Source organism: Sphingomonas sp. T1, assembly GCF_902506585.1.
GTDB lineage: Bacteria > Pseudomonadota > Alphaproteobacteria > Sphingomonadales > Sphingomonadaceae > Sphingomonas > Sphingomonas aerolata.
Map to the genome: position 1 here is coordinate 2494097 of NZ_LR733875.1, position 21300 is coordinate 2515396.

25 protein-coding genes are annotated in these 21300 nt (G+C 67.2%); 15 read left to right on the plus strand and 10 right to left on the minus strand.

Annotated elements, in window-relative coordinates; translation table 11 throughout:
- Positions 1-15 precede the first annotated feature (15 nt).
- Positions 16-1242, plus strand: coding sequence for an SAM-dependent methyltransferase (locus tag GV027_RS11225; protein WP_159511932.1), 1227 nt, complete (start codon positions 16-18; stop codon positions 1240-1242).
- A 157-nt stretch (positions 1243-1399) separates the two neighbouring features.
- On the opposite strand, the gene GV027_RS11230 is transcribed toward GV027_RS11225, so the two are convergent.
- A complete protein-coding gene (locus tag GV027_RS11230; protein WP_031396586.1) occupies positions 1400-1789 on the minus strand; it encodes an EF-hand domain-containing protein in 390 nt (129 codons plus the stop codon).
- A 149-nt stretch (positions 1790-1938) separates the two neighbouring features.
- On the opposite strand from GV027_RS11230, the gene GV027_RS11235 reads away from it, so the two are divergent.
- Positions 1939-3186 carry an argininosuccinate synthase gene (locus GV027_RS11235; RefSeq protein ID WP_236559181.1) on the plus strand — a complete coding sequence of 416 codons (1248 nt, stop codon included), beginning with the start codon at positions 1939-1941 and terminating at the stop codon, positions 3184-3186.
- 119 nt (positions 3187-3305) lie between these two features.
- On the plus strand, positions 3306-4898 hold the full coding sequence (locus GV027_RS11240) for a hypothetical protein (protein WP_201302612.1): 1593 nt from the start codon (positions 3306-3308) through the stop codon (positions 4896-4898).
- On the opposite strand, the gene GV027_RS11245 is transcribed toward GV027_RS11240, so the two are convergent.
- The 4 genes from GV027_RS11245 to GV027_RS11260 are packed head-to-tail and all read right to left on the minus strand — an operon-like array spanning position 4861 to position 7458.
- Positions 4861-6006: a GNAT family N-acetyltransferase gene (locus tag GV027_RS11245; RefSeq protein ID WP_159511933.1), complete on the minus strand. Its 1146-nt coding sequence runs from the start codon at positions 6004-6006 to the stop codon at positions 4861-4863. The genes GV027_RS11240 and GV027_RS11245 overlap by 38 nt on opposite strands.
- Before the next feature lie 46 nt (positions 6007-6052).
- Positions 6053-6520: a RidA family protein gene (locus GV027_RS11250; protein WP_031396590.1), complete on the minus strand. Its 468-nt coding sequence runs from the start codon at positions 6518-6520 to the stop codon at positions 6053-6055.
- A gap of 33 nt (positions 6521-6553) precedes the next feature.
- Positions 6554-7180, minus strand: a complete 627-nt coding sequence (locus GV027_RS11255; protein WP_159511934.1) for an HAD family hydrolase — start codon at positions 7178-7180, stop codon at positions 6554-6556.
- Entirely contained in the window at positions 7177-7458 is a 282-nt protein-coding gene (locus GV027_RS11260; RefSeq protein ID WP_056673459.1) for a DUF3572 domain-containing protein, read from the minus strand. Before GV027_RS11260 ends, GV027_RS11255 begins: the two co-directional genes overlap by 4 nt.
- A gap of 39 nt (positions 7459-7497) precedes the next feature.
- On the opposite strand from GV027_RS11260, the gene GV027_RS11265 reads away from it, so the two are divergent.
- The gene (locus tag GV027_RS11265; protein ID WP_159511935.1) at positions 7498-7860 is read left to right on the plus strand and encodes a response regulator; all 363 of its coding nucleotides are present in this window, start codon (positions 7498-7500) and stop codon (positions 7858-7860) included.
- A 107-nt stretch (positions 7861-7967) separates the two neighbouring features.
- On the opposite strand, the gene rpmG is transcribed toward GV027_RS11265, so the two are convergent.
- Positions 7968-8135, minus strand: a complete 168-nt coding sequence (rpmG, locus tag GV027_RS11270; protein ID WP_017977469.1) for a 50S ribosomal protein L33 — start codon at positions 8133-8135, stop codon at positions 7968-7970.
- Between the two features lie 205 nt (positions 8136-8340).
- Between rpmG and GV027_RS11275 the strand changes: the two genes are divergently transcribed.
- The 5 genes from GV027_RS11275 (at position 8341) to GV027_RS11295 (ending at position 11883) form a co-directional block, all read left to right on the plus strand.
- The gene (locus GV027_RS11275; protein ID WP_042466204.1) at positions 8341-8682 is read left to right on the plus strand and encodes a hypothetical protein; all 342 of its coding nucleotides are present in this window, start codon (positions 8341-8343) and stop codon (positions 8680-8682) included.
- 21 nt (positions 8683-8703) lie between these two features.
- Entirely contained in the window at positions 8704-9270 is a 567-nt protein-coding gene (locus GV027_RS11280) for a TMEM165/GDT1 family protein (RefSeq protein WP_159511936.1), read from the plus strand.
- A gap of 106 nt (positions 9271-9376) precedes the next feature.
- Positions 9377-9874 (plus strand): Dps family protein, encoded by a 498-nt coding sequence (locus tag GV027_RS11285; RefSeq protein ID WP_159511937.1) that lies wholly within the window; start codon positions 9377-9379, stop codon positions 9872-9874.
- A 74-nt stretch (positions 9875-9948) separates the two neighbouring features.
- On the plus strand, positions 9949-10134 hold the full coding sequence (locus tag GV027_RS11290; RefSeq protein ID WP_031395540.1) for a DUF1328 domain-containing protein: 186 nt from the start codon (positions 9949-9951) through the stop codon (positions 10132-10134).
- Between the two features lie 138 nt (positions 10135-10272).
- Positions 10273-11883 carry a cisplatin damage response ATP-dependent DNA ligase gene (locus tag GV027_RS11295; protein ID WP_159511938.1) on the plus strand — a complete coding sequence of 537 codons (1611 nt, stop codon included), beginning with the start codon at positions 10273-10275 and terminating at the stop codon, positions 11881-11883.
- Here GV027_RS11295 and GV027_RS11300 read toward each other — a convergent pair.
- Positions 11880-12704 carry a glutaminyl-peptide cyclotransferase gene (locus tag GV027_RS11300; protein ID WP_159511939.1) on the minus strand — a complete coding sequence of 275 codons (825 nt, stop codon included), beginning with the start codon at positions 12702-12704 and terminating at the stop codon, positions 11880-11882. The genes GV027_RS11295 and GV027_RS11300 overlap by 4 nt on opposite strands.
- A gap of 37 nt (positions 12705-12741) precedes the next feature.
- Positions 12742-13587, minus strand: coding sequence for a cold-shock protein (locus GV027_RS21810; protein ID WP_159511940.1), 846 nt, complete (start codon positions 13585-13587; stop codon positions 12742-12744).
- 249 nt (positions 13588-13836) lie between these two features.
- Here GV027_RS21810 and GV027_RS11310 point away from each other — a divergent pair, with 249 nt between their 5' ends.
- From GV027_RS11310 to GV027_RS11335, 6 genes are all read left to right on the plus strand, one after another.
- Positions 13837-14457 carry a ribonuclease D gene (locus GV027_RS11310; protein WP_031396597.1) on the plus strand — a complete coding sequence of 207 codons (621 nt, stop codon included), beginning with the start codon at positions 13837-13839 and terminating at the stop codon, positions 14455-14457.
- A gap of 1 nt (position 14458) precedes the next feature.
- A complete protein-coding gene (gene lptC / locus GV027_RS11315; protein ID WP_236559182.1) occupies positions 14459-15124 on the plus strand; it encodes an LPS export ABC transporter periplasmic protein LptC in 666 nt (221 codons plus the stop codon).
- A 5-nt stretch (positions 15125-15129) separates the two neighbouring features.
- Positions 15130-15675: an LptA/OstA family protein gene (locus GV027_RS11320; RefSeq protein ID WP_107930894.1), complete on the plus strand. Its 546-nt coding sequence runs from the start codon at positions 15130-15132 to the stop codon at positions 15673-15675.
- Between the two features lie 90 nt (positions 15676-15765).
- Entirely contained in the window at positions 15766-16560 is a 795-nt protein-coding gene (gene lptB, locus GV027_RS11325; RefSeq protein ID WP_107045271.1) for an LPS export ABC transporter ATP-binding protein, read from the plus strand.
- 4 nt (positions 16561-16564) lie between these two features.
- Entirely contained in the window at positions 16565-18085 is a 1521-nt protein-coding gene (gene rpoN / locus GV027_RS11330) for an RNA polymerase factor sigma-54 (protein WP_159511941.1), read from the plus strand.
- Between the two features lie 61 nt (positions 18086-18146).
- Positions 18147-19538 carry a DUF418 domain-containing protein gene (locus tag GV027_RS11335; protein ID WP_236559183.1) on the plus strand — a complete coding sequence of 464 codons (1392 nt, stop codon included), beginning with the start codon at positions 18147-18149 and terminating at the stop codon, positions 19536-19538.
- On the opposite strand, the gene GV027_RS11340 is transcribed toward GV027_RS11335, so the two are convergent.
- Both GV027_RS11340 and GV027_RS11345 read right to left on the minus strand, forming a co-directional pair.
- Positions 19535-20533, minus strand: a complete 999-nt coding sequence (locus GV027_RS11340) for a ligase-associated DNA damage response exonuclease (protein ID WP_031438833.1) — start codon at positions 20531-20533, stop codon at positions 19535-19537. The genes GV027_RS11335 and GV027_RS11340 overlap by 4 nt on opposite strands.
- Positions 20534-20601: 68 nt before the next feature.
- Positions 20602-21207 (minus strand): hypothetical protein, encoded by a 606-nt coding sequence (locus GV027_RS11345; protein ID WP_159511942.1) that lies wholly within the window; start codon positions 21205-21207, stop codon positions 20602-20604.
- Positions 21208-21300: the final 93 nt, after the last annotated feature.

Below are 21300 nucleotides of genomic sequence, written 5' to 3' on the forward strand. Positions count from 1 at the left end.
ATTAGCTAACGCGACATGGCCCTATTCGATCGCTTTCTCGCCCGGCAGGTAAAAACCGGCGAACTCACGCTGATCCACGCGGACGGTACCACCAAGCAGTTCGGCACGCCCGACCCTGCCTACAACCCCGTCACGATCCGCCTCACCGCCCCAGGTGTTGCGGGCGCGATCGTCCGCCACCCGGCGCTGGGCGCAGCGGAAGCGTTCATGGACGGCCGCCTGGTGATCGAGCGCGGCGACATTCGCGACCTCGTCAACCTGCTCAAGGGCAACAGCCCGTGGGAGCGCGGCGGCGGGCTCAATCCCTCGCTGCCGATCAAGCTGCTCGACAAGGTCGTCCACCGCGTCGACCGGGTGAACATGGCACGCCGGTCAAAGAAGAACGTCGCGCATCATTACGACCTGTCCGACCGGCTCTACGACCTGTTCCTCGACGCCGATCGCCAATATTCGTGCGCGTACTTCACCGATGCCGGCAACAGCCTGGAACAGGCGCAGGACGACAAGAAGGCGCATATCGCCACGAAGCTCGCGATCCAGCCCGGCATGCGCGTGCTCGACATCGGCTGCGGCTGGGGCGGCATGGCGCTGTACCTGCACGCCAAGACGGGCGCCGAGGTCCTGGGTGTCACGCTGAGCGAGGAACAGCTGAAGGTCGCGCGGCGCCGCGCCGAGGAGGCCGGCGTCGCGGACAAGGTGAAGTTCGAGCTGATCGACTATCGCGCGCTGACGGGTACGTTCGACCGGATCGTGTCGGTCGGCATGTTCGAGCATGTCGGCCCGCCGCAGTACAAGACGTTCTTCCGCAAGTGCCGCGACCTGCTGAGCGCTGACGGGGTGATGCTGCTCCACACGATCGGCCGCATGGGCGGGCCCGGCGTGACCGACACCTTCACGACCAAGTATATCTTCCCCGGCGGCTACAACCCCGCGCTGTCGGAGATCGTCCGCGGCTATGAGGGGCTGAAGTTCTTCCCGACCGATATCGAGGTGCTGCGCGTCCATTACGCGCTGACGATCGACCATTGGTACGACCGGACCGTCGCGGCGAAGGACGCGATCGTCGCGCTGTATGACGAGCGCTTCTACCGGATGTGGACTTTCTACCTCGCGGGCGCGGCGGCGGCGTTCCGGACCGGGGGGATGGTCAATTACCAGATCCAGCTGTCGAAGAGCCGGATGACGCTGCCGCTGACGCGCGACTATATGATCGAGGGTGAACGGGCGTTGCGCGCGGGCTGATTTCCCGCCGTTCGTCATTCCCGCGGAGGCGGGAATCCAGACTGGCAGGCTCCGGTGATGGAACCGAAAAGCCAGCCGGTCTGGATCCCCGCCTCCGCGGGGATGACGACTTTACGGGGGGGACTCCGTAGATGGATGCCCCCCTATAGGCGTGGCCTCAGCGGCTGCCCTGCATCTGCGACTTCGCGGCCGATCGCTCGTCGCCGCCGATCTTGCCGTCCTTGTTCGCGTCATATTTCGCAAAGGTCGCGGCGAGCAGTGCCTGTGCCTCGGGCTGCGTGACCTTGCCGTCCTTGTTGGTGTCGGCGCTGCTGAACCACAGCTCGGCGAGCCGCTTGGCGTGGACCGGATCCGGGCGCCCCGGCCCGACCTTCATCTGGCTGATCCCCGCCTGGACCTCGGCGCGCGTCAGGACGCCGTCCTTGTTGGTATCGCGCGCGGCGAACTCGGCCTTGAACTTGGCGGACACGGAAGCGCGGGTCTCCTGCGCCAGCGCGGGCGTCGCGAGGCCGGCGAGGACGAACAGGGTAAGCGTTTGACGTAGCACGGTCGGGACACTCCAAATGATCTGGGCGCGCACGTAGCGCGGGTTGGTTGTACGCGCCATGAATGCACCCGGTTGCATGCTCCGGTTGCATGCAGGGCGTCCAGCGCATAGGGGCGCGGGCATTGGATATTGCCCAAAGGATCTTGCCCGTGACCGATCAGATCAACCGCGCCGCCGGCGACGCCGGCATCAATCGGGTCGTCCTCGCCTATTCGGGCGGCCTCGACACCAGCGTGATCCTGAAATGGCTCCAGCAGACCTACAACTGCGAAGTCGTCACCTTCACCGCGGATCTGGGCCAGGGCGAGGAACTCGAGCCGGCGCGCGCCAAGGCCGAGATGATGGGCGTGAAGCCCGAGCACATCTTCGTCGACGATCTGCGCGAGGAATTCGTGCGCGATTACGTGTTCCCGATGATGCGGTCGAACGCGCTGTACGAGGGGCTGTACCTGCTCGGCACGTCGATCGCGCGGCCGCTGATCGCCAAGCGCCAGATCGAGATCGCCCGGATGGTCGGCGCCGACGCGGTCAGCCACGGCGCGACCGGCAAGGGCAACGACCAGGTCCGCTTCGAGCTCGGCTATTACGCGCTGTCACCCGACATCAAGGTGATCGCACCGTGGCGCGAATGGGACCTGACCAGCCGCACCAAGCTGATCGAGTTCGCCGAACAGCACCAGATCCCGGTCAGCAAGGACAAGCGCGGCGAGGCGCCCTTCTCGACCGATGCGAACATGCTCCACACCTCGTCCGAGGGGCTGGTGCTTGAGAATCCGTGGGACGAAGTGCCGGACTATGTCTATTCGCGCACGGTGAACCCCGAGGACGCGCCCGACGTCCCCGAGTACATCACGATCGATTTCGAGCGTGGCGACGGCGTCGCGATCAACGGCGAGGGGATGAGCCCCGCGACCCTGCTGTCGACGCTCAACGACTATGGCCGTCGTCACGGCATCGGCCGTCTCGACCTGGTCGAGAACCGCTTCGTCGGCATGAAGAGCCGCGGCATGTACGAGACACCGGGCGGCACCATCTATCACCTCGCGCATCGTGGTATCGAACAGCTGACGCTCGACCGTGGCGCCGCGCATCTGAAGGACGAGCTCGCGCCGCGCTATGCCGAGCTGCTGTACAACGGCTTCTGGTTCTCGCCCGAGCGCGAGATGCTGCAGGCGGCGATCGATCACAGCCAGGAGAAGGTGTCGGGTACCGTCCGGCTGAAGCTCTACAAGGGCGGCGTGTATGTGGTCGGCCGCAAGTCGCCCAACTCGCTCTATTCGGAAAAAGTCGTGACGTTCGAGGACGATCAGGGCGCCTATGACCAGCGCGACGCGGCCGGCTTCATCAAGCTGAACGCGCTGCGTCTGCGCCTGCTGGGCCGCCGCGACCAGGTGTGAGCGATACCGGCTCCCGGCCCCCGACGCTCGGGGGCCGGGAGCCCCGGCGGTGTATTCCGTCGCAACGCCGCGCGGTCGGCGCTTGTCGAATGCCCCCCTGCGGCGCTAGGCGTCGAGGGATGGCGCGGGGGACAACAACGGAACTTCACTGGTGGCAGACGCGCACGTTCGTCGCGTGCGTTGCGCTGGCATCGATCATCCCGCTGCTGTGGCCGGAGGTGCCGCCTCTCGTCGATCTGCCCGGGCATATGGGGCGCTACCGCGTCCAGCTCGCGATCGGCGACAATCCCTGGCTCAGCCAATGGTATGATTTCCGCTGGCAGCTGATCGGCAATCTCGGCATCGACCTGTTGATCGTGCCGCTCGCGCCGATCTTCGGGTTGCAGCTCGCGGTGAAGCTGATCGTCATGGCGATCCCCGCGCTCACCGTCACCGGACTGCTGTGGATCGCGCGCGAGGTGCATGGCCGGATCCCGGCGACCGCGCTGTTCGCGCTGCCGCTCGCCTATAGCTATCCGTTCCAGTTCGGCTTCGTGAACTTCGCGCTGGCGATGGCGCTCGCCCTCAACATGTTCGCGCTGTGGCTCCGCCTCGGGCGGCTCGAGCGGCTGCGGCTGCGCACGATCCTGTTCGTGCCCGGATCCTGCCTGCTCTGGCTGTGCCATACCTTCGGCTGGGGCGTGCTGGGCGTGCTCGCCTTCTCCGCCGAGCTGATCCGCCAGCACGACATCCGCAAGACCGGGGTGCGCGGCGAAGGCGCGATCAAGGGCTGGATCGGCGCGTTCATCCGCGCCGGGCTCAGCTGTATCCCGCTGGCGCTGCCGATGGTGATGATGGTGCTGTGGCGGTCGGGCGACCACGTCACCGGCAAGACGCAGGACTGGTTCAACTGGCGCTGGAAGATGAACTGGATCACGATGGTCCTGCGCGATCGCTGGATGGCGTTCGACATCGCATCGGTCACCGTGCTGTTCGTGATCCTGTTCCGCGGCGTGCGCGACCAGACGATCGAATATTCGCGCAACCTCGCGCTGTCCGCGCTGTTCCTGGCTTTGGTCTATATCCTGTTGCCGCGGATCGTGTTCGGCTCCGCCTATGCCGACATGCGCCTCGCGCCGTTCATGCTGGCGTTCGCGATCATCGCGCTGCGCCCGCGCAACCGCCTGTCGCTGCGCGGTGCCGCGACGCTGGCGGTGCTGGGGTTCAACTTCTTCGCGGTCCGGCTGGCGGGCACCACGATCAGCTTCCTGATCTATGACCGCAGCTACGACCAGGCGATCGCCGCGATCGACACCGTGCCCGAGCGGGCGCGCGTGGTCTCGTTCGTCGGGCGCCGCTGTCGCGACGACTGGGCCTATTCGCGGCTCGAGCATGTCCCGGCGCTGCTGCTCGAGCGGCGGCTGGCCTTCACCAACGACCAGTGGTCGATGGCGGGCGGACAGCTGATGACGACGCGCTATCCGATCGCGCGCGGCTTCGCGCATGATCCGTCCGAAATCGTTACGGATATCCGCTGTCGTGGCCAGTTCTGGCGGCCGATCGCGATGGCGCTAGAGCATTTCCCGCGCGACGCGTTCGATTATGTCTGGCTGATCCACCCGCCGGCGTTCGACCCCGCGCTGATCCGCGACCTGACCCCGATCCGCCGCGACGGCACGAGCGTCCTGTACAAGGTCAACCGGTCGGCGGTTCCGCCCGCCGAAACGGAGTAAGCTCGCCGAGATACTCGCGGTCGGAGGCGACCGCCTCGCGTTCGCGGACGAGGAAGTCGGCGATCGCGCGGCGGAAGCCCGGATCCGGGATGTAGTGCGCCGAATAGGTCGCGACCGGCGCATAGCCGCGCGCGAGCTTGTGTTCGCCCTGCGCGCCCGCCTCGACCGTCGTCAGCCCGCGCGCGATCGCCGCATCGATCGCCTGGTAATAGCAGAGCTCGAAATGGAGGAACGGCACCTCCTCGGTCGCGCCCCAATAGCGGCCGTAGAGCGTGTCCGCACCGATCAGGTTGAGCGCCCCCGCGATCGGCACGCCGTCACGCTCGGCGAGGATCAGCAGCACCAGGTCGCCCATCGTCTGACCGATCCGATCGAAAAAGGCGCGCGTCAGATAGGGCTGGCCCCATTTGCGGCTGCCCGTGTCCTGGTAGAAGACCCAGAACGCGTCCCAGTGCGCGGGCGTGATCTCCGCGCCCGTCAGGTGGCGGATCGTCAGTCCCTCGACCGCGGCGGCGCGCTCCTTGCGGATCGCCTTGCGCTTGCGGCTGGCGAGCGCGGCGAGGAAATCGTCGAAGCTCGCATAGCCGTCATTGGTCCAGTGGAACTGCGTGCCCTGACGGATCAGCCATCCGGCGGCCTCGAACAGCGCGACCTCTGCGGGGGCGATGAAGGTCGCATGCGCGGAGGACAGACCGCTCTGATCGGTCACCGCCTCGAGCGCGGCGATCAGCGCGGGCGCGACCGCCGGGTCGCGCAGCAGCAGCCGTGGGCCGGGCACCGGGCTGAACGGCGCGGCAATCTGCAATTTGGGGTAATACTGCCCCCCCGCCCGCTCCCACGCGTCGGCCCAGCCCTGATCGAACACATATTCGCCCTGGCTGTGGCTCTTGGCATAGGCGGGCGCGATCCCGGCCGGCCTGCCGTCGTCGCCATCGACGACCACCGGCAGCGCCTGCCACCCCGATCGTCCACCGACGCTTCTGGACGCCTCGAGCGCGGCGAGGAAGGCGTGGCCGACGAACGGGTTCGCGTCGCCGGCACAGGCGTCCCAGTCCTCCGCCGCGATCGAGGTAACGCCTTGGGCGATGCGGGCGGTAATGGCTGTCATGCGCTCCTAAAATAGGCGCGCAGGCGTCAGGCTCAAGCGGCTGACCTCAAGCGGCGGAGACCTGGACGATCGCGTCGATCTCGACCGCGGCACCCAGCGGCAGCACGGGAACGCCGACGGCCGAGCGGGCATGCTTGCCGGCTTCGCCGAACAGCTGGACCATCAGGTCGGACGCGCCGTTCGCGACCTTGGGCTGATCGGTGAAATCGCCGTGCGAATTGACGAACACGCCGAGCTTCACGATTCGCTCGACACGGCCGAGCGAGCCGAGCGCCGCCTTCATCTGCGCGACCAGCATCAGCGCGCAGCGCTGCGCCGCGTCCTGCCCGTCCTCGAGCGACACGCCGTCGCCGAGGCGACCGGTGACGATCTGGCCATCCTTGAACGGCAGCTGGCCGGAAATGTGGAGCAGCCCGTTCGCCTCGACGGCGGGAACATAGGATGCGACGGGGGCGGCGGCCTGCGGCAGCGTCAGGCCAAGCTCTTCGAGCTTGCGGTCGATACGATCGGTCATGTGCGCGGTCTCACCACAGCCACGGGGGGCGGGTCAAGCGTCCGCGGGCACCCCGGCGGCGAACCGCGCGGCGATCCAGGCCTGCGCCTCGCGCCAGTCGTCGATCCGGGCATGCGCGGCGGGCGCTCTCGGCACCGCCCCCGCCAGCGTCGGCTCGGACACCATGTGCAGGCGGTGGACGCCCGGCGCATGCCGCGCGACCGATTCGTGATGCACCGCAAGGTCGTCGACGAACACGGTGACGGGGTTGCCATATTCGGCGACCAGTCGCGCGACGGGGTCGCCCTTGCCGCCCTGGTTGCACTCGACGCGGTGGGCGATGTCGAACGCGGCGAGCTGCTCGATCCGTGGCAGGCGGCATTCGTCCTGCAAATTGGTCAGGATCACGATGTCCGCGATCTCGGCGAGCGACGCGAGCGCCTCGCGGGCATGCGGCACCAAAGTCTGGCGGTGCATCTCTGCGGGAAAGAACCCGCCGAGCAGCGCCCACATATCCTCGCGCGTGGGCGCGGGCCCGCCGTCGCGGCGCGTCATGCTGTTGGCGAAATCGCCGTGGCCGATTTCGAAATCGATATCATGCGCCTCGTCGAGCCAGGTGCCGAAATGCTTGACCATGTGGAGCAGCACTTCGTCGCAATCGCTGATCAGCAGCGGCTTCATGCCTCGAACCCCGGATCGAGCGTCATCCGCGCGCGGACCAGCGCCTCGGGCCTGATGCCGAGCGTTTCGGCGCAGGCGACAAGATCGGGTTCATGCGATTCGAGGAAACCGAGTACCGCCGCGAGCACGGCGGGCTCCCCAGCCCGCGTGCGCAGGTCGGCAGGGTCGAGTCCGGTCACCGACAACAGGCGCATCGCTCGGTCCGGCTCGCTCAGCGTCCATACCAGGGCTTGCAGCGCCAGGGCCTCAGCGTCTTCATTTGTAACGGCGCTGCGCATTGCCTATTGTCATCCTTCTTGAAACGAATGGTGGCTCGCGTGGCAAAGAAGGTGCTCGTTGTCGAGGACAACGAACTCAACCTGAAACTATTCTGCGACCTTTTGCGGGCGCATGATTACCTTGCCGAACCTGTACGCGACGGGCGCGAGGCGGTGGTCCGGGCTCGCGAATTCGCCCCCGACCTGATCATCATGGACATCCAGATGCCGCACGTCACCGGCTATGAGATCATCCTTGAGCTCAAGGCCGACGACGTGCTCAGCACGATCCCGGTGATGGCGGTCACCGCCTATGCAGGTCGCGAGGACGAGGACCGGATCCGTGCCGCGGGCGCGGACGCCTATATCTCGAAGCCGATCAGCCTCGCCCGCTTCATGGAAGCGGTGCGCGCGTTCATCTGAACGAACAACGAGACCTGCCGCGCAGGAACGCCAAAGGCCGCGGGTATCGCTACCCGCGGCCTTGCGATCGCATCGTAAACGCGCGACGGCATCGCCGCCGCGTCGACTTACTTGATCTTGGCTTCCTTGAACTCGACATGCTTGCGCACGACGGGATCATACTTGCTGAACGAGAGTTTCTCGGTCTTCGTGCGGGGATTCTTCTTGGTGACGTAGAAGAAGCCGGTGTCCGCGGTGCTGACGAGCTTGATCTTGACGGTAGTCGGCTTGGCCATGAGCCCAATCCTTAAGGCTGAAAATGCTAGGGCGGCAGCACGCATGCCACCGCCCGATCTGTCGCGGCGCATGGCGCATGCTGCCGGCCAAGTCAACCATATCACCCCATATTCGCCCCGGAATCCCGCATCACAGGGTGTTTAACCCCATCTTTATCGGCATGGGCGCATGATGCATCCCATAAGAAAGACAGGAGGCGGGATCATGGGGCAGGTTGCCGAGCGAGTCGCGGAATTCCAGGATCTGGCGCTGGTAAAGGCCGAGCTTGCGGCCCGGATCGCCGCGATCGACGTCCGCGCGCCCTATACCCGTGCGACCGATCTCGCGCCCGATATCGACGCGATCCGCCTGATCGCGCATCGCAACGGCATGAACCCCGCGGTGACCGTCACGCACTTCATCGATTCGGCACTGTCGCGCGGCGAACATGGCGCGCTCGTCCATGGCTGGCTGATGACGCTCAGCGACGCGATCTACAGCGAGCGGCAGGACGTCCAGGCCTGCCATGTCTTCGCGGCCGCCTGTTCGGTCCGGCTCGCGGGATGACCCGCGCATGACGCGTTAGCGATGGACGCGCTGATGGCGGCGCTCGTCGCCGCCGCGCTGGCGCAGGTCGGCGATCGGACCGCGTGTCTCGCCGCGATCCTGTCCGATCGGTATCGCAAGCCGCGGCTGGTGATCCTCGCCGCGGCGGTCGCGTTGCTGCTCGCGGGCAGCCTGGCGGTCGCGGGCGGGATCGCGGTCGCGCCGTTGCTGACCCCCAATGCGCGGCAACTGATGCTGGCGCTCGCGCTGATCGTCCAGGGCGGCGGTGCGCTCCTGCCGGTCAAGGCGCCCGATCCACTGCGCGGGTGGCGCACGGGCGCGATCGCCACCACCATGCTCGGGCTGTTCATCCTCGCGTTCGGCGACGGCATACAGTTCATCGTGGCCGCGCTTGCGCTCCGTAGTGCCGTACCGATGCTGGCGGCGGTCGGCGCGACGATCGGATCGCTGGTGGTGATCGTCCCCGCTGCGATGATGGGTGAAGCCGCGTGGCGCCGATGGCCGCTCGCCCGACTGCGCACCGGCATCGGGCTGATATTCGTGATCCTGGGGGTCATTCTGGGCCTGAGCGCTGCGCGATTGATCTAGCGGGGCGATCACTCAGATGAGGAATGGCGCATGCGCAACGGGAGCATTTCGGCTATCGCTTCGTTGACGCAACGATCCACAGACATTCCCATGCATGGAGTTTTCGATGCCCGCCACCAACCCCGCACTCGACACGCCCACCGATCTCGTCAGCAACAGCACGAAGACGGTTGCCGAAGCGCTCAATGCCTCGCTCGCCGATTGCTATGCCTTGTATTTGAAGACCAAGAACTTTCACTGGCATATGTCGGGTCCGCACTTCCGTGACTATCATCTGTTGCTCGATGACCAGGCGGCACAGATCCTGGGCGTGACCGATGCGATCGCCGAGCGGGTCCGCAAGACGGGCAACACGACGCTGCGCTCGATCGGCGACATTTCGCGCCGCCAGAGCATCCCTGACAATGACAAGGATTTTGTCGGACCGACCGAAATGCTCGCCGAGTTGCGCGAAGACAATCTGAAGCTCGTCGAGCAGTTCCGGATCGTCAAGGACGCCGCCGACGACGCTAAGGACAATGCCACCAGCGGCATCGTCGACGAGTGGACCGATCAGGCCGAGGAACGCGCCTGGTTCCTATTCGAAGCCAGCCGGAAGGCCTGAACCCCGGCGCCCGTCCCGCCCGTGTCGGAACCGACATGGGCGGGACGGGTTCTGTCAGAAACAGGAGAATGCCCATGTTGAAGCTCGCCATCACTTTCTTGATCATCGGCCTCGTGCTGGCCCTGCTCGGATTTGGCGGCGTCGGCGGGGCGTTTATCGGCATCGCCAAGGTGCTGTTCTTCATCGCGATCGCGCTGTTCGTGATCTTCCTGGTGCTCGGCCTGCTGGCCGGCAAGGGAATCAAGAACGCGATCGACTGACGCGACGGGATTGCATCGGCCCGCGCCGATACCACGACAGGGCCCTCGCCGGGAACGGCGGGGGCCTTTTTGATGTAATGCCCGCAGCGACGTGGACGCCGACCCGGAGCCGAGTGCCGGGCGGCGCGTTGTCGGATCATGCATGCTTTCGCCGCGCTCCTCGATGCCCTCACCTATACGCGATCGCGCAATGCGAAGCTGAAGCTGATCGGCGATTATCTGCGCGTGACGCCGGACCCCGATCGCGGCTGGGCGATGGCGGCGCTGACCGGCGATCTCGATCTGCCGGGGGTCAAATCGGCGGTCATCCGCGGGTTGATCGAGGACCGGGTCGATCCCGTCCTCTTCCGGATGAGCCGCGATTATGTCGGCGATACCGCCGAGACCGTCGCCCTGCTGTGGCCCGAGCCCGAGCCCTTGGGGCCGGATCCGGTGCCGGCCGAACCGCTGTCGATCTCGCAGGTGGTCGACCGGCTGATGACGCTGTCGCGCGCCGAGGCGCCGGCGGCGCTCGCCGCGATGCTCGATCGCTCGGATGCGGAGGAACGCTTCGCCCTGCTCAAGATGGCGACCGGCGGGCTGCGGATCGGCGTTTCGTCGCGCCTGGCGAAGACCGCGCTGGCGGATGCGTTCGGGCTCGACGTCGATGCGGTCGAGGAAGTCTGGCACGGCCTGGCAGCCCCCTATCCGACGCTGTTCGCCTGGGCGGAGGGGCATGGCGCGCAACCGACACCCGCCAACGTCCCCGTCTTCCGTCCCTTCATGCTCGCCCATGGTCTGGAGGATCTGCGCGTCGACCTCGCCGACTATGCGGCGGAGTGGAAATGGGACGGGATCCGCGTGCAGATCGTCCATGTCGCGGGGGAAACACGGCTCTACAGCCGGACCGGCGACGACGTGACCGCGAGCTTCCCCGAAATCGCCGCCGCCTTCGTCACGCCGGGGACGGTCGATGGCGAATTGCTGGTCAAGGGCGAGCATCAGGGGGGCACGCTGGAGGAGGGCGGCGGGGCCGCCAGCTTCAACGCGCTGCAGCAGCGGCTGGGGCGCAAGACCGTGTCGGCGAAGATGCTGGCCGAGTATCCGGCCTTTGTCCGCCTCTATGACCTGTTGATCGATGGCGACGAGGATCTGCGCGCACTGCCCTGGACCGAGCGACGCGCGCGGCTCGAGGCGTTCATGCCGCAGCTCGATGCCGAGCGGTTCGACCTGAGCCAGGTCATCGATGCGGCGGATTTCACCGCGCTCGAGGCGGTGCGCGCGGGTGCGCGCGACTCGGCGATCGAGGGCGTGATGCTCAAGCGCCGCGACTCGCCCTATGTCGGCGGGCGCCGCGTCGGGCTGTGGTATAAATGGAAGCGCGACCCGCTCACCGCGGATTGCGTGATGATGTACGCGCAGCGCGGCAGCGGCCGGCGGTCCTCTTATTATTCGGACTATACCTTTGGCTGCTGGACCGAAGAGGGCGAGCTGCTGCCGGTCGGCAAGGCCTATTCGGGGATCACCGACGAGGAGCTGCGGATGCTCGATTCGTTCGTCCGCAAGAACACGCTCAACCGGTTCGGGCCGGTGCGCGAGGTCGCCAAGACGATGGTGCTCGAAATCGCGTTCGACGCGCTGCAGGAGTCGAAGCGGCACAAGTCGGGGATTGCGATGCGCTTCCCAAGGATCGCGCGGATCCGGACGGACAAGCCCGCGGCCGAGGCCGACCGGATCGACACGCTCCGCCGAATGATCCCCGCGCCCTAGCCGTTGATCCGGATCTCGAACAGGGTCGGCCAGAGTTTGCCGGTGACGAACAGCCGCTTCTTCGCGGCATCCCAGGCGATGCCGTTGAGCACCGCGTCGCGGTCGCGGGCGCGGATCTCGGCGACCAGCGGACGCAGGTCGATGATCGCGGTGACGCGGCCGGTGCCGGGGGCGATGCGGACGAGATATCCCGTCTGCCAGACGTTGGCGAGGATCGCGCCGTCGACATATTCGAGTTCGTTGAGCTGCGTCAGCGGACGCCCGTCGATCGTCACGCCGATCCGGCGACGTTCGGTGAGTGTCCTGGGATCGCGCAGGATCAACGACGCGCTGCCGTCGGACTGGATCAGGCCGTCCCTGTCGCTCGTCAGGCCCCAGCCCTCGCCCGCATAGCGGTTGGTGCCGGTCGGCTTGAGCGTGCGGGCGTCCCAGCGGTGCGCGATGCCGTCATGCCAGGTCAGGCTGATCAGCTCGTTCTTCCACAGGCCGAGCCCCTCGCCGAACTGTGCCGGATCGATCCGCCGGCGCGCGACGATACGACCATCGAGAAGCGTGACGCGGCGGACATCGGACTGCCCCTCCTTGCCCGTGCTCTCGTAGAGCGCGCCGTCGTGCCACAACAGGCCTTCGGTGAATGCCGTCGCATCGTGCGGATAGCGGGCCACGATGCTGACCGACAGGATCGGCACGGCTGGCGCGGGCGCAGAAGCGGGCAATGTGCGCGTGGCGGGCTGGGGCGCCGCTGCGCCCTGCGCCAGAACGGCAACGGCCGGCCCCGCAAGTGCGAGACCGGCCGCTATCAGGCTGTGTCCGATCGTCATGTTGGTTCGAAAAACCCCGATGACCGGACGGACGGGATTAGCCGCCTGCGCTCAGGTTGACCGCTGCATACTTGCCGCGACGATCGACTTCGAGCTCGAACTCGAGCTTGTCGCCCTCGTTCAGCGTCGCCATGCCGGCACGCTCGACCGCCGAGATGTGCACGAATGCGTCAGGCTGGCCGTCATCGCGCTGAATAAAGCCGAAGCCCTTCATCGCGTTGAAGAACTTGACCGTACCCGTTGCCTTCTCACCGGTCAGCTGGCGCTGCGGCGCGCCGCCTGCACCACGATCGGCACCGCCACGGGGTGCACCCGGGCCGGCATCGCGATCACGCGGCGGACCACGATCGGTCACGGCCATTGGCTCGCCATCGATCTTGAGATCGGTTGCCGAGATGCGGCCGCCGCGATCGACGAGCGTGAAGCCGAGCGGCTGACCCTCGGCGAGAGCGACCATGCCGGCCTGCTCGACTGCGCTGATGTGCACGAACACGTCCTCGCCGCCGTCATCGCGAACGACGAAGCCGAAGCCCTTCTGTGCGTTGAAGAACTTTACGACGCCGGTGCCTTCACCAACGACCTGGGGGGGCATGCCGCGCCCGGCGCCACCGCCGCCACTGAAGCCGCCGCCACCGCCGCCGCCGCGGTAACCACCGCCGCCACCGCCGCCGCCGCCGAAGCGATCACCGCCGCCGCCGAAGCTGCTGCCGCCGCCGTAGCTGCTGCCACCGCCACCATAGCTGCTGCCGCCGCCGCCGAACCGGTCACCGCCGCCGCCGAAGCTGCTGCCGCCACCGAAATCGTCGCTGCCGCCGCCGAAGCTGTCGCGCTTGTCGCGGCCACGCCCGCCACGGTTCCCGCGGCCACCTTTATCGAAACCCATAAGCCCTGATCGTCTTCCCGGTTCGCCCGCAAAATCTCTCCAAAAGCCGGCGTGTCCGGACGACGAACGCGGGCCCTCGGGCGCGAAACCTTTTGCGCCTTGGGGAAGGGCATAGCGCAAAAATCAAGCTATCGCGAACAGAATCTTGTCCGCTTGCTCCATTGGCGATGATCGCGGCAAAAGCATGGCGCACCCGCGTCATCGCGGAGGACCATTGAGCAAGGCGCCCCCGACCGCTAGGGCCACCGCATGACAGTGTATCTTCATGAAGGCGACATCCCGTCCGGGATCTTCGCACCGGGCGCCTCGATCGCCGTCGACACCGAGACCATGGGCCTCATCACGCCACGCGACCGGCTCTGCGTCGTGCAGCTGTCGGATGGCGGCGCGGACGAACATCTCGTCCGGTTCGCGGCCGACAGCGACTATGCGGCGCCCAACCTCAAGGCGCTGCTCGCGGATCCGGAGCGGCTGAAACTCTACCATTTCGGACGATTCGATATCGCCGCGGTCCAGCATTATCTCGGCGTCGTCGCGGCGCCGGCCTATTGCACCAAGATCGCGTCGCGACTCGTCCGGACCTATACCGACCGGCACGGCCTCAAGGAGCTGGTCCGCGAACTGCTGGGCCAGGACGTGTCGAAGCAGCAGCAATCCTCCGACTGGGGGAGCCCGCAGCTCAGCGAGGCGCAGAAGGACTATGCCGCGTCCGACGTTCGCTTCCTGCACCGGATGAAGGAAGAGCTCGACAAGCGGTTGATTCGCGAAGGCCGCATGGAGCTCGCGCAGAAATGCTTCGACTTCCTGCCGACCCGTGCCGCGCTCGATCTCGCCGGATGGCCCGAGATCGACATCTTCGCGCACGCCTGACATGACCATGGCGCCCCCGTCCGACGCATCGGCGAAGACGATCCGGCAGGCCCGCTCGCCGCGTCAGGTCTGGGCGGCGCCGGGCAGCCGCCACGACCGCGTCGTCGGGCTGGCGCGACTCGGCCTGCCGACCGCGATCGGCGTGCTGACCGCATTCCTGGTGATGGCGCCGCTGACCGCGGGCGGCGACGTGTCGTTCGTGCTCGACAAGAACAAGGTCGAGGTCGCGCAGGAGCGCATGAAGCTGCAGGCCGCGCAATATCGTGGGCAGGATTCGAAGGGCCAGGCGTTCACGCTCGACGCCCGCTCGGCGATCCAGAAGAGTTCGGCCGAACCGATCGTGCAGCTCAACACGCTGAGCGCGCAGCTCCAGCTCGCCGACGGCCCCGCCAACATCAAGGCGAATTCCGGGCGCTACGACATGGACACCGAGAAGGTGCAGCTGAACGGCCCGCTCAACGTCACCGGGCCCAACGGCTATGACCTGAAAACCACCAACGCGACGCTCGACATGCGCGCGCGGACGATGGACAGCGGCAGTGCGGTGACGGGAACCGTGCCGCAGGGCGTGTTCAGTGCGAACAAGCTGCATGCCGATCTGGAAGCCCGCACCGTCAGGCTCGACGGCAATGCGCGCTTGCGGATCGTGCCGCGAGGGCCGAAATAGCCGCCATGCGCCTCATACCAAGCTCCGTCCTCCTGATGCTCTCCGCGGTCGCGGCGACCGGCGTCTCCGCGCAACGTGCGCACAACTCGAACGCGCCGATCGATTTCGGCGCGGACCATATCGAGCTGCAGGACAAGGCGAACCGCGCCGTGCTGAGCGGGGGCGTGTCGGTCAAGCAGGCGGACATGACGCTGAATTCCGCGCGGATGACGGTGGCCTATACCGGCGAAGTGGTCGGCGGGAACCCGCAGGTGTCGCGCCTCGACGCGTCGGGCGGCGTGACGGTGCGCCGGCCGGACCAGACCGCGAAGAGCCAATATGCGATCTACGACCTCAACCGGCGGGTGATCACGATGCTCGGCGCGGTGACGCTGACCCAGGGTGGCAACACCGTGAATGGCGGGCGGCTGACGATGAACCTCGACACCGGTCGCGCGGTGATCGACGGATCGTCGGTCCGCGGCAGCGGCGGCGCGACGGCCAGCGGCGGCACCGTGACCCAGACGGGCGGGCGCGTGACGGGCACCTTCTCGGTTCCCAAGCGCAACTGATCCGATGACCGCACCGCCGGCCATCCGCGAAACCCGCCAGCCGAGCGCCAGCCGCTTTTACCCGCCCGCCCTCAGCAAGGCCAAAGCCTGATGGATGCCCCCACGCTGCCCCCGATCGAAACCCCCGGCCCGCACGGCGACGCGATCGTCGAAGCGCCGACGACCAACGGCCTTCAGGTCGTGTCGATCGCCAAATCCTATGACAAGCGCACCGTCCTGACCGATGTGTCGGTGTCGGTCGGGCGCGGCGAGGTGGTCGGGCTGCTCGGGCCGAACGGCGCCGGCAAGACGACGTGCTTCTATTCCGTGATGGGGCTGGTGAAGCCCGATTCGGGCCGGATCATGCTCGACGGCGACGATATCACGCGCCTGCCCATGTATCGGCGCGCGATCCTGGGGCTTGGCTATCTGCCGCAGGAAACCTCGATCTTCCGCGGGCTGACGATCGAGAAGAACATCCTGACGGTGCTCGAGCTGTCCGAGCCCGACAAGGCGGTGCGCGAGCGCAAGCTCGACACGCTGCTCGAGGAGTTCGGCCTGACCCGGCTGCGCGCCGCGCCCGCGATGGCGTTGTCGGGCGGCGAGCGGCGCCGGGCGGAGATCGCCCGCGCGCTGGCCGCCGAGCCGTCGATCATGCTGCTCGACGAGCCGTTTGCGGGCATCGATCCGATCTCGATCGCCGACATTCGCGACCTCGTGAAGGATCTCAAGCGCCGCGATATCGGCGTGCTGATCACCGACCACAATGTCCGCGAGACGCTCGACATCGTCGACCGCGCCTACATCATCTACGATGGCCGCGTGCTGTTCTCGGGCAGCCCGGCCGAACTGGTTGCCGACGCGAACGTCCGCCGCCTCTATCTGGGCGAGGGCTTCTCGCTCTAGTGTCATGAGCCTCGCGCCTCGCCTGGACCTTCGCCAATCGCAGTCGCTGGTGATGACCCCGCAATTGCAGCAGGCGATCAAGCTGCTGGCGCTGTCGAACCTGGAGATCGAGGGGTTCATCGCCGAGGAGATCGAGCGCAACCCGCTGCTCGAGGCGGGCGCCGCGGACGATGGCGACAGACCCGAGCGCGAGGCCGGGCCGGAACCGGACGCCGCCGCCCCCCGCGACGAACGCGTCGCCGCCGACGAGCTGGTGAGCGGCAGTGTCGGCAGCGACGAGCCCGCGCTCGACATCGACTATGCGACCGAGAGCCATCACCAGGACAGCGTCGCCGACGGTGGCAGCGGCACCGACGGCGCGCTGTCGATGAGCGGGGCCGGCGCGGGCGGTGGCAGTGATGGCGACGGGAATGGCCTCGATCTGGACGCCTTTGCCGATACCGGGCTCAGCCTTGCCGATCATCTGCTGGCGCAGGCGGGCCCCGCGATCGCCGCGGATGATGCGTTCGTCGCGGCGCATCTGATCGACCAGATCGACGAGGCGGGGTATCTGACCGTGCCGCTGCTCGAAATCGCCAACCGGCTGGGCGTCGCGCTCGCCCAGGTCGAGCATGTCCTGGCGGTGATCCAGACCTTCGACCCGACCGGGGTGGGCGCGCGCGATCTGGCCGAATGCCTGACGATCCAGGCGCGGGAGGCAGACCGCTATGATCCCTGCATGGCGCGGCTGATCGACAATCTCGACCTGCTGGCGCGGGGCGAGATCGGACGCCTGAAACGGCTGTGTCAGGTCGACGACGAGGACATGGCGGACATGATCCGCGAGCTGCGCGGCTATGATCCGAAGCCCGGATGCCGGTTCGGCGGCGAACCAAGCCGCGCGGTCGTGCCCGACCTGTTCGTCGCGCGGACCAAGACCGGCTGGAGCATCGAGATCAACACCGCGACGCTGCCGCGCATCCTCGTCAACCGCAGCTATTACACCGAACTGGCGCGGGGAGAGCAGGACAAGGCGTCGAAGGCGTGGCTCAGCGAGTGTCTCGCCAGCGCGAACTGGCTGGTCAAGGCGCTCGACCAGCGGCAGCGCACGATCATCAAGGTCGCAACCGAGATCGTGAAGCAGCAGGAGGCGTTCTTCCTCCACGGCGTCGCACATCTCAGGCCGATGACGCTGCGGATGGTTGCCGACGCGATCGAGATGCACGAATCGACCGTCAGCCGCGTGACCAGCAACAAATATGTCTCGTGCGGGCGCGGACTCTACGAGCTGAAATATTTCTTCACCTCGGCGATCCAGTCGGCGGACGGCGGCGACGCGGTTTCGGCGCAGGCCGTCAAGAGCGCGATCAAGGCGCTGATCGCGAACGAGGGTGCCAAGATCCTGTCCGACGATACTTTGGTGGAATTGCTCGACGGCAAGGGCTTCGACATTGCCCGGCGCACCGTTGCTAAATATCGCGAGGCACTCGGCATCGGCAGTTCGGTACAACGCCGCCGGGCGCGTGCGCTCGAGGGTACGGGCTGACGCTTGCCTTCGCACCGGATCGGCGTAGCGTCCGGCTTGCATCACGGGGGGGCCCAGACCGATGAACGACCTTTCCGCCAGCCGTGATGGCGACGCCGAGCGTGTGGCGACGTTGCCAGCGATGACCGCGGCCGAGCCCGATGGCGCGCCACGCATCGCGGTGCTCGATATCCTGCGCGGGATCGCGATCCTCGTCATCCTGTTCATGAACATCAACGACATGGGCGGGTCGCTCTACGCGTCGTTCGACGATATCCGGCATTTCGGCTGGACCACGCAGGACCAGATCGCCTGGTGGCTGCGCGAGGTGATCGCCAACGGCACCGCGCGCTGCATGCTCGAGATGCTGTTCGGCGCCGGGATGGTGATCCTGACCGACCGCGCCGCGCAGCTGGCGGGGACGCGCGTGGTGATGAAGCGCTATTATGCGCGCAACCTGCTGCTGTTCGCGTTCGGCGTGGTGCACATCCTCATCCTGCTGTGGCCGGGCGACATCCTCCACACCTATGGCCTCGCGGCGCTGATCGCCTTCCTGTTTCGCGGACTGCGACCCCGCCTGCTTCTGACCATCGGCCTGTCGGCGGCGGCGCTGCAGTTCGCCGGCGGCACCTACGGCTATGTCTCCACCACGCAGACCCAGGCGCAGGTCGCCGCGATCGAGAGCGCGCAGCGCGCCGGGCGACCGGTCACCGCCGCAGACCGCACGCTGCTGACCAAGGTCACCGAGGGGGCTGCAAGACGCGCTAAAACCAAAGCCGAGGATGCTGCGCGGATCGCCGCCGAGGACAAGGCGCGGACGGGCAATTTCAAGACCTGGGCGGCGTATCAGTGGAGCGTCATCGCCTATCTGCAGAGCCGCGGGCTCGAGCTGGTGTTCGTGTGGGAAGCGGCGGGCGTGATGCTGATCGGCGCGGCGCTGTACAGGCTCGGCATCCTGCAGGGCGGACGATCGCGCGCCTTCTACGCGCGGATGACGCTGATCGCCTACGGGATCGCGATCCCGCTGCGGATGATCGGCGCGGCGGAGCAGATGCGCTTCGATACCGCGCCGAAGACGCTCTGGGCGACCGCGGAGCTCAGCCGGCTGGCGATGACGCTGGGCCATGTCGGCGCGGTCCATCTGCTGGTCGGGACGATCGTCGGCGCGCGGCTGTTGCGCCCCTTCGCCGCCGCCGGCCGGACCGCGCTGTCGCTCTACGTCCTGCAGACGATCATCGGCCTGTGGATACTGTTCCCGCCCTTTGCGCTCGGGCTGTACGGCCAGTTCGGCTGGGCGGCGCTGATGGGAATCGCGCTGGCGATCAATATCGGCCTGTTGTGGCTCGCCAATGCCTATCTGCGCGCGTTCAATATCGCGCCGGTCGAATGGGCGTGGCGGTCGCTGCTCGAGCGGCGTCGGCTGCCGTGGCGCAAAACGCGTATCACCCCCGCGATGCGGACGGCATCCGCCTAGTCGTCCTCGTCCTCGAACCCGACCAGCGCCAGCGCGCGCGCCTTGATCTGGCGGGTCATGCACCAGTGGACGAGCGCATCCTCACGGCCGTGCGTGACCCATACTTCGCGCGGTGCGATCTCGGCGAGCGTGTCGATCAGCTCGTCCCAGTCGGCATGGTCGCTCAGGATCAGCGGCAGCTCGACATTCTTCTGCCGCGCGCGCCCGCGGACGCGCATCCAGCCGCTCGCCATCGCGGTGATCGGGTCGGGCAGCCGCCGCGACCAGCGATCGTTGAGCGCGCCGGGCGGACACATCACGACATGCCCCGCCATATCGGCCTTCTTGGCGTCCGCAACCGGGAGCAGGGTGCCCAGCCGGACGCCGTGATCGGCGTAGAGGTCGCACAGCCGCTGGAGCGCACCATGAATGTAGATCGGCGCCTCATGCCCACGCGCGCGCAGTTCGGCGATCACGCGCTGCGCCTTGCCGAGCGCATAGGCCCCGACCAGCACGCAGCGGTCGGGATTGGCGTGCAGCGCGGCGATCAGTTTGTCGATCTCGTCGCCGGTATCGGGGTGGCGGAAGACCGGCAGGCCAAAGGTCGCCTCGGTGACGAACACGTCGCATTTGACGGGCTCGAACGGCGTACAGGTCGGATCGCTCCGCCGCTTGTAATCGCCCGAGACGACGACCCGTTCGCCGCGATAGTCGAGCACGATCTGCGCCGAACCCAGGACATGGCCGGCGGGGACGAACCCGATATCGACCTCGCCCATGCGGATCGTCTCGCCATAGGCGACCGGGTGACCCGATTGCGGACCATAGCGGGCATCCATGATCGCCAGCGTCTCGGGCGTTGCCCAGACCGCGGCATGGCCGCCGCGCGCATGATCCGCATGGCCGTGCGTGACGAGCGCCCTTTCGCTCGGGATCGACGGATCGATCCACGCGTCGATCGGCTTGACGAGGATGCCGTGCGGATGCGGTTCGAGCCAGTCGCCGAGTTTTGCCATCACGCTACTACGCCCGAGCGATGGCTGCGGTGCCACGCGCGACAGCGGAGCGACACCGGCGCGGCCGCCTAGCGTCGCCGGCCGACCTTGACCGTCTTCAGGATCGCATCCATCCGTGCCGCGGCGACCGCCTGGGTCGGTGCATTGCGCGGCGGCGGCGACCCCGCCTTGGCCGCATAGGTGATCCGGTCGACCGCGTAGCAGGTGCCGCCGATGACGCTGCGCAGCGTGAGCGCGCGGACCTGCTGGCTCATCCCGGCATCGCCCGTCTCATAGGTCGCCCAGCGCTGGCCGCCGAGCGTGCGATCGGCGAGGCGGCGGCTGTTCGCCGATGTCAGCCCGTCGGTGGTGCAGCGTGCAATCACCGCCGTGCTCCGGCTGAAGCCGACCTGGATCATCTCGGTCACCTGCCCCTGCCCGTCGGTCGGCTTTGCGACCTGCCAGAACCGGACGATGCCGACGCCCCGCCCGGGCAGCGTGCCGTCCCACATCGTCCGCCAGCCGCTGGTCATCAAAGCACGGCCGGCAAAGTTGCGCGTCGGGGTCAGGGTCGACGGATAGGCGAGGCGAACCGTGCCGCCCGCGCCGACGAACTTCTGCGTCGCCGCCGTCGCATTGGCAAAGGGCAGCAGTGCGATCAGGGACAGCGGCGCGAGATGGCGAAGAATCGACAAGGTTGGTCTTTCACAGGCTAAACAGATCGATGGTCCGACAAATCGCCGACCGGATGAGCGCCGTCCATGGCGTTGCGGCATAGTGCACCCATA

Excerpts from the sequence above, each read along its gene's own strand:
- GV027_RS21810 (WP_159511940.1), bottom strand. The coding sequence starts at position 13,587 with ATGGGTTTCGATAAAGGTGGCCGCGGGAACCGTGGCGGGCGTGGCCGC.
- lptB (WP_107045271.1), top strand. The coding sequence starts at position 15,766 with ATGGATGCCCCCACGCTGCCCCCGATCGAAACCCCCGGCCCGCACGGC.
- GV027_RS11255 (WP_159511934.1), bottom strand. The coding sequence starts at position 7,180 with ATGAAGCCGCTGCTGATCAGCGATTGCGACGAAGTGCTGCTCCACATG.
- GV027_RS11335 (WP_236559183.1), top strand. The coding sequence starts at position 18,147 with ATGAACGACCTTTCCGCCAGCCGTGATGGCGACGCCGAGCGTGTGGCG.
- GV027_RS11290 (WP_031395540.1), top strand. The coding sequence starts at position 9,949 with ATGTTGAAGCTCGCCATCACTTTCTTGATCATCGGCCTCGTGCTGGCC.
- GV027_RS11275 (WP_042466204.1), top strand. The coding sequence starts at position 8,341 with ATGGGGCAGGTTGCCGAGCGAGTCGCGGAATTCCAGGATCTGGCGCTG.
- GV027_RS11310 (WP_031396597.1), top strand. The coding sequence starts at position 13,837 with ATGACAGTGTATCTTCATGAAGGCGACATCCCGTCCGGGATCTTCGCA.
- rpmG (WP_017977469.1), bottom strand. The coding sequence starts at position 8,135 with ATGGCCAAGCCGACTACCGTCAAGATCAAGCTCGTCAGCACCGCGGAC.
- GV027_RS11285 (WP_159511937.1), top strand. The coding sequence starts at position 9,377 with ATGCCCGCCACCAACCCCGCACTCGACACGCCCACCGATCTCGTCAGC.
- GV027_RS11250 (WP_031396590.1), bottom strand. The coding sequence starts at position 6,520 with ATGACCGATCGTATCGACCGCAAGCTCGAAGAGCTTGGCCTGACGCTG.
- GV027_RS11320 (WP_107930894.1), top strand. The coding sequence starts at position 15,130 with ATGCGCCTCATACCAAGCTCCGTCCTCCTGATGCTCTCCGCGGTCGCG.
- GV027_RS11295 (WP_159511938.1), top strand. The coding sequence starts at position 10,273 with ATGCATGCTTTCGCCGCGCTCCTCGATGCCCTCACCTATACGCGATCG.
- rpoN (WP_159511941.1), top strand. The coding sequence starts at position 16,565 with ATGAGCCTCGCGCCTCGCCTGGACCTTCGCCAATCGCAGTCGCTGGTG.
- GV027_RS11245 (WP_159511933.1), bottom strand. The coding sequence starts at position 6,006 with ATGACAGCCATTACCGCCCGCATCGCCCAAGGCGTTACCTCGATCGCG.
- GV027_RS11300 (WP_159511939.1), bottom strand. The coding sequence starts at position 12,704 with ATGACGATCGGACACAGCCTGATAGCGGCCGGTCTCGCACTTGCGGGG.
- lptC (WP_236559182.1), top strand. The coding sequence starts at position 14,459 with ATGACCATGGCGCCCCCGTCCGACGCATCGGCGAAGACGATCCGGCAG.
- GV027_RS11340 (WP_031438833.1), bottom strand. The coding sequence starts at position 20,533 with ATGGCAAAACTCGGCGACTGGCTCGAACCGCATCCGCACGGCATCCTC.
- GV027_RS11280 (WP_159511936.1), top strand. The coding sequence starts at position 8,704 with ATGGACGCGCTGATGGCGGCGCTCGTCGCCGCCGCGCTGGCGCAGGTC.
- GV027_RS11260 (WP_056673459.1), bottom strand. The coding sequence starts at position 7,458 with ATGCGCAGCGCCGTTACAAATGAAGACGCTGAGGCCCTGGCGCTGCAA.
- GV027_RS11225 (WP_159511932.1), top strand. The coding sequence starts at position 16 with ATGGCCCTATTCGATCGCTTTCTCGCCCGGCAGGTAAAAACCGGCGAA.
- GV027_RS11240 (WP_201302612.1), top strand. The coding sequence starts at position 3,306 with ATGGCGCGGGGGACAACAACGGAACTTCACTGGTGGCAGACGCGCACG.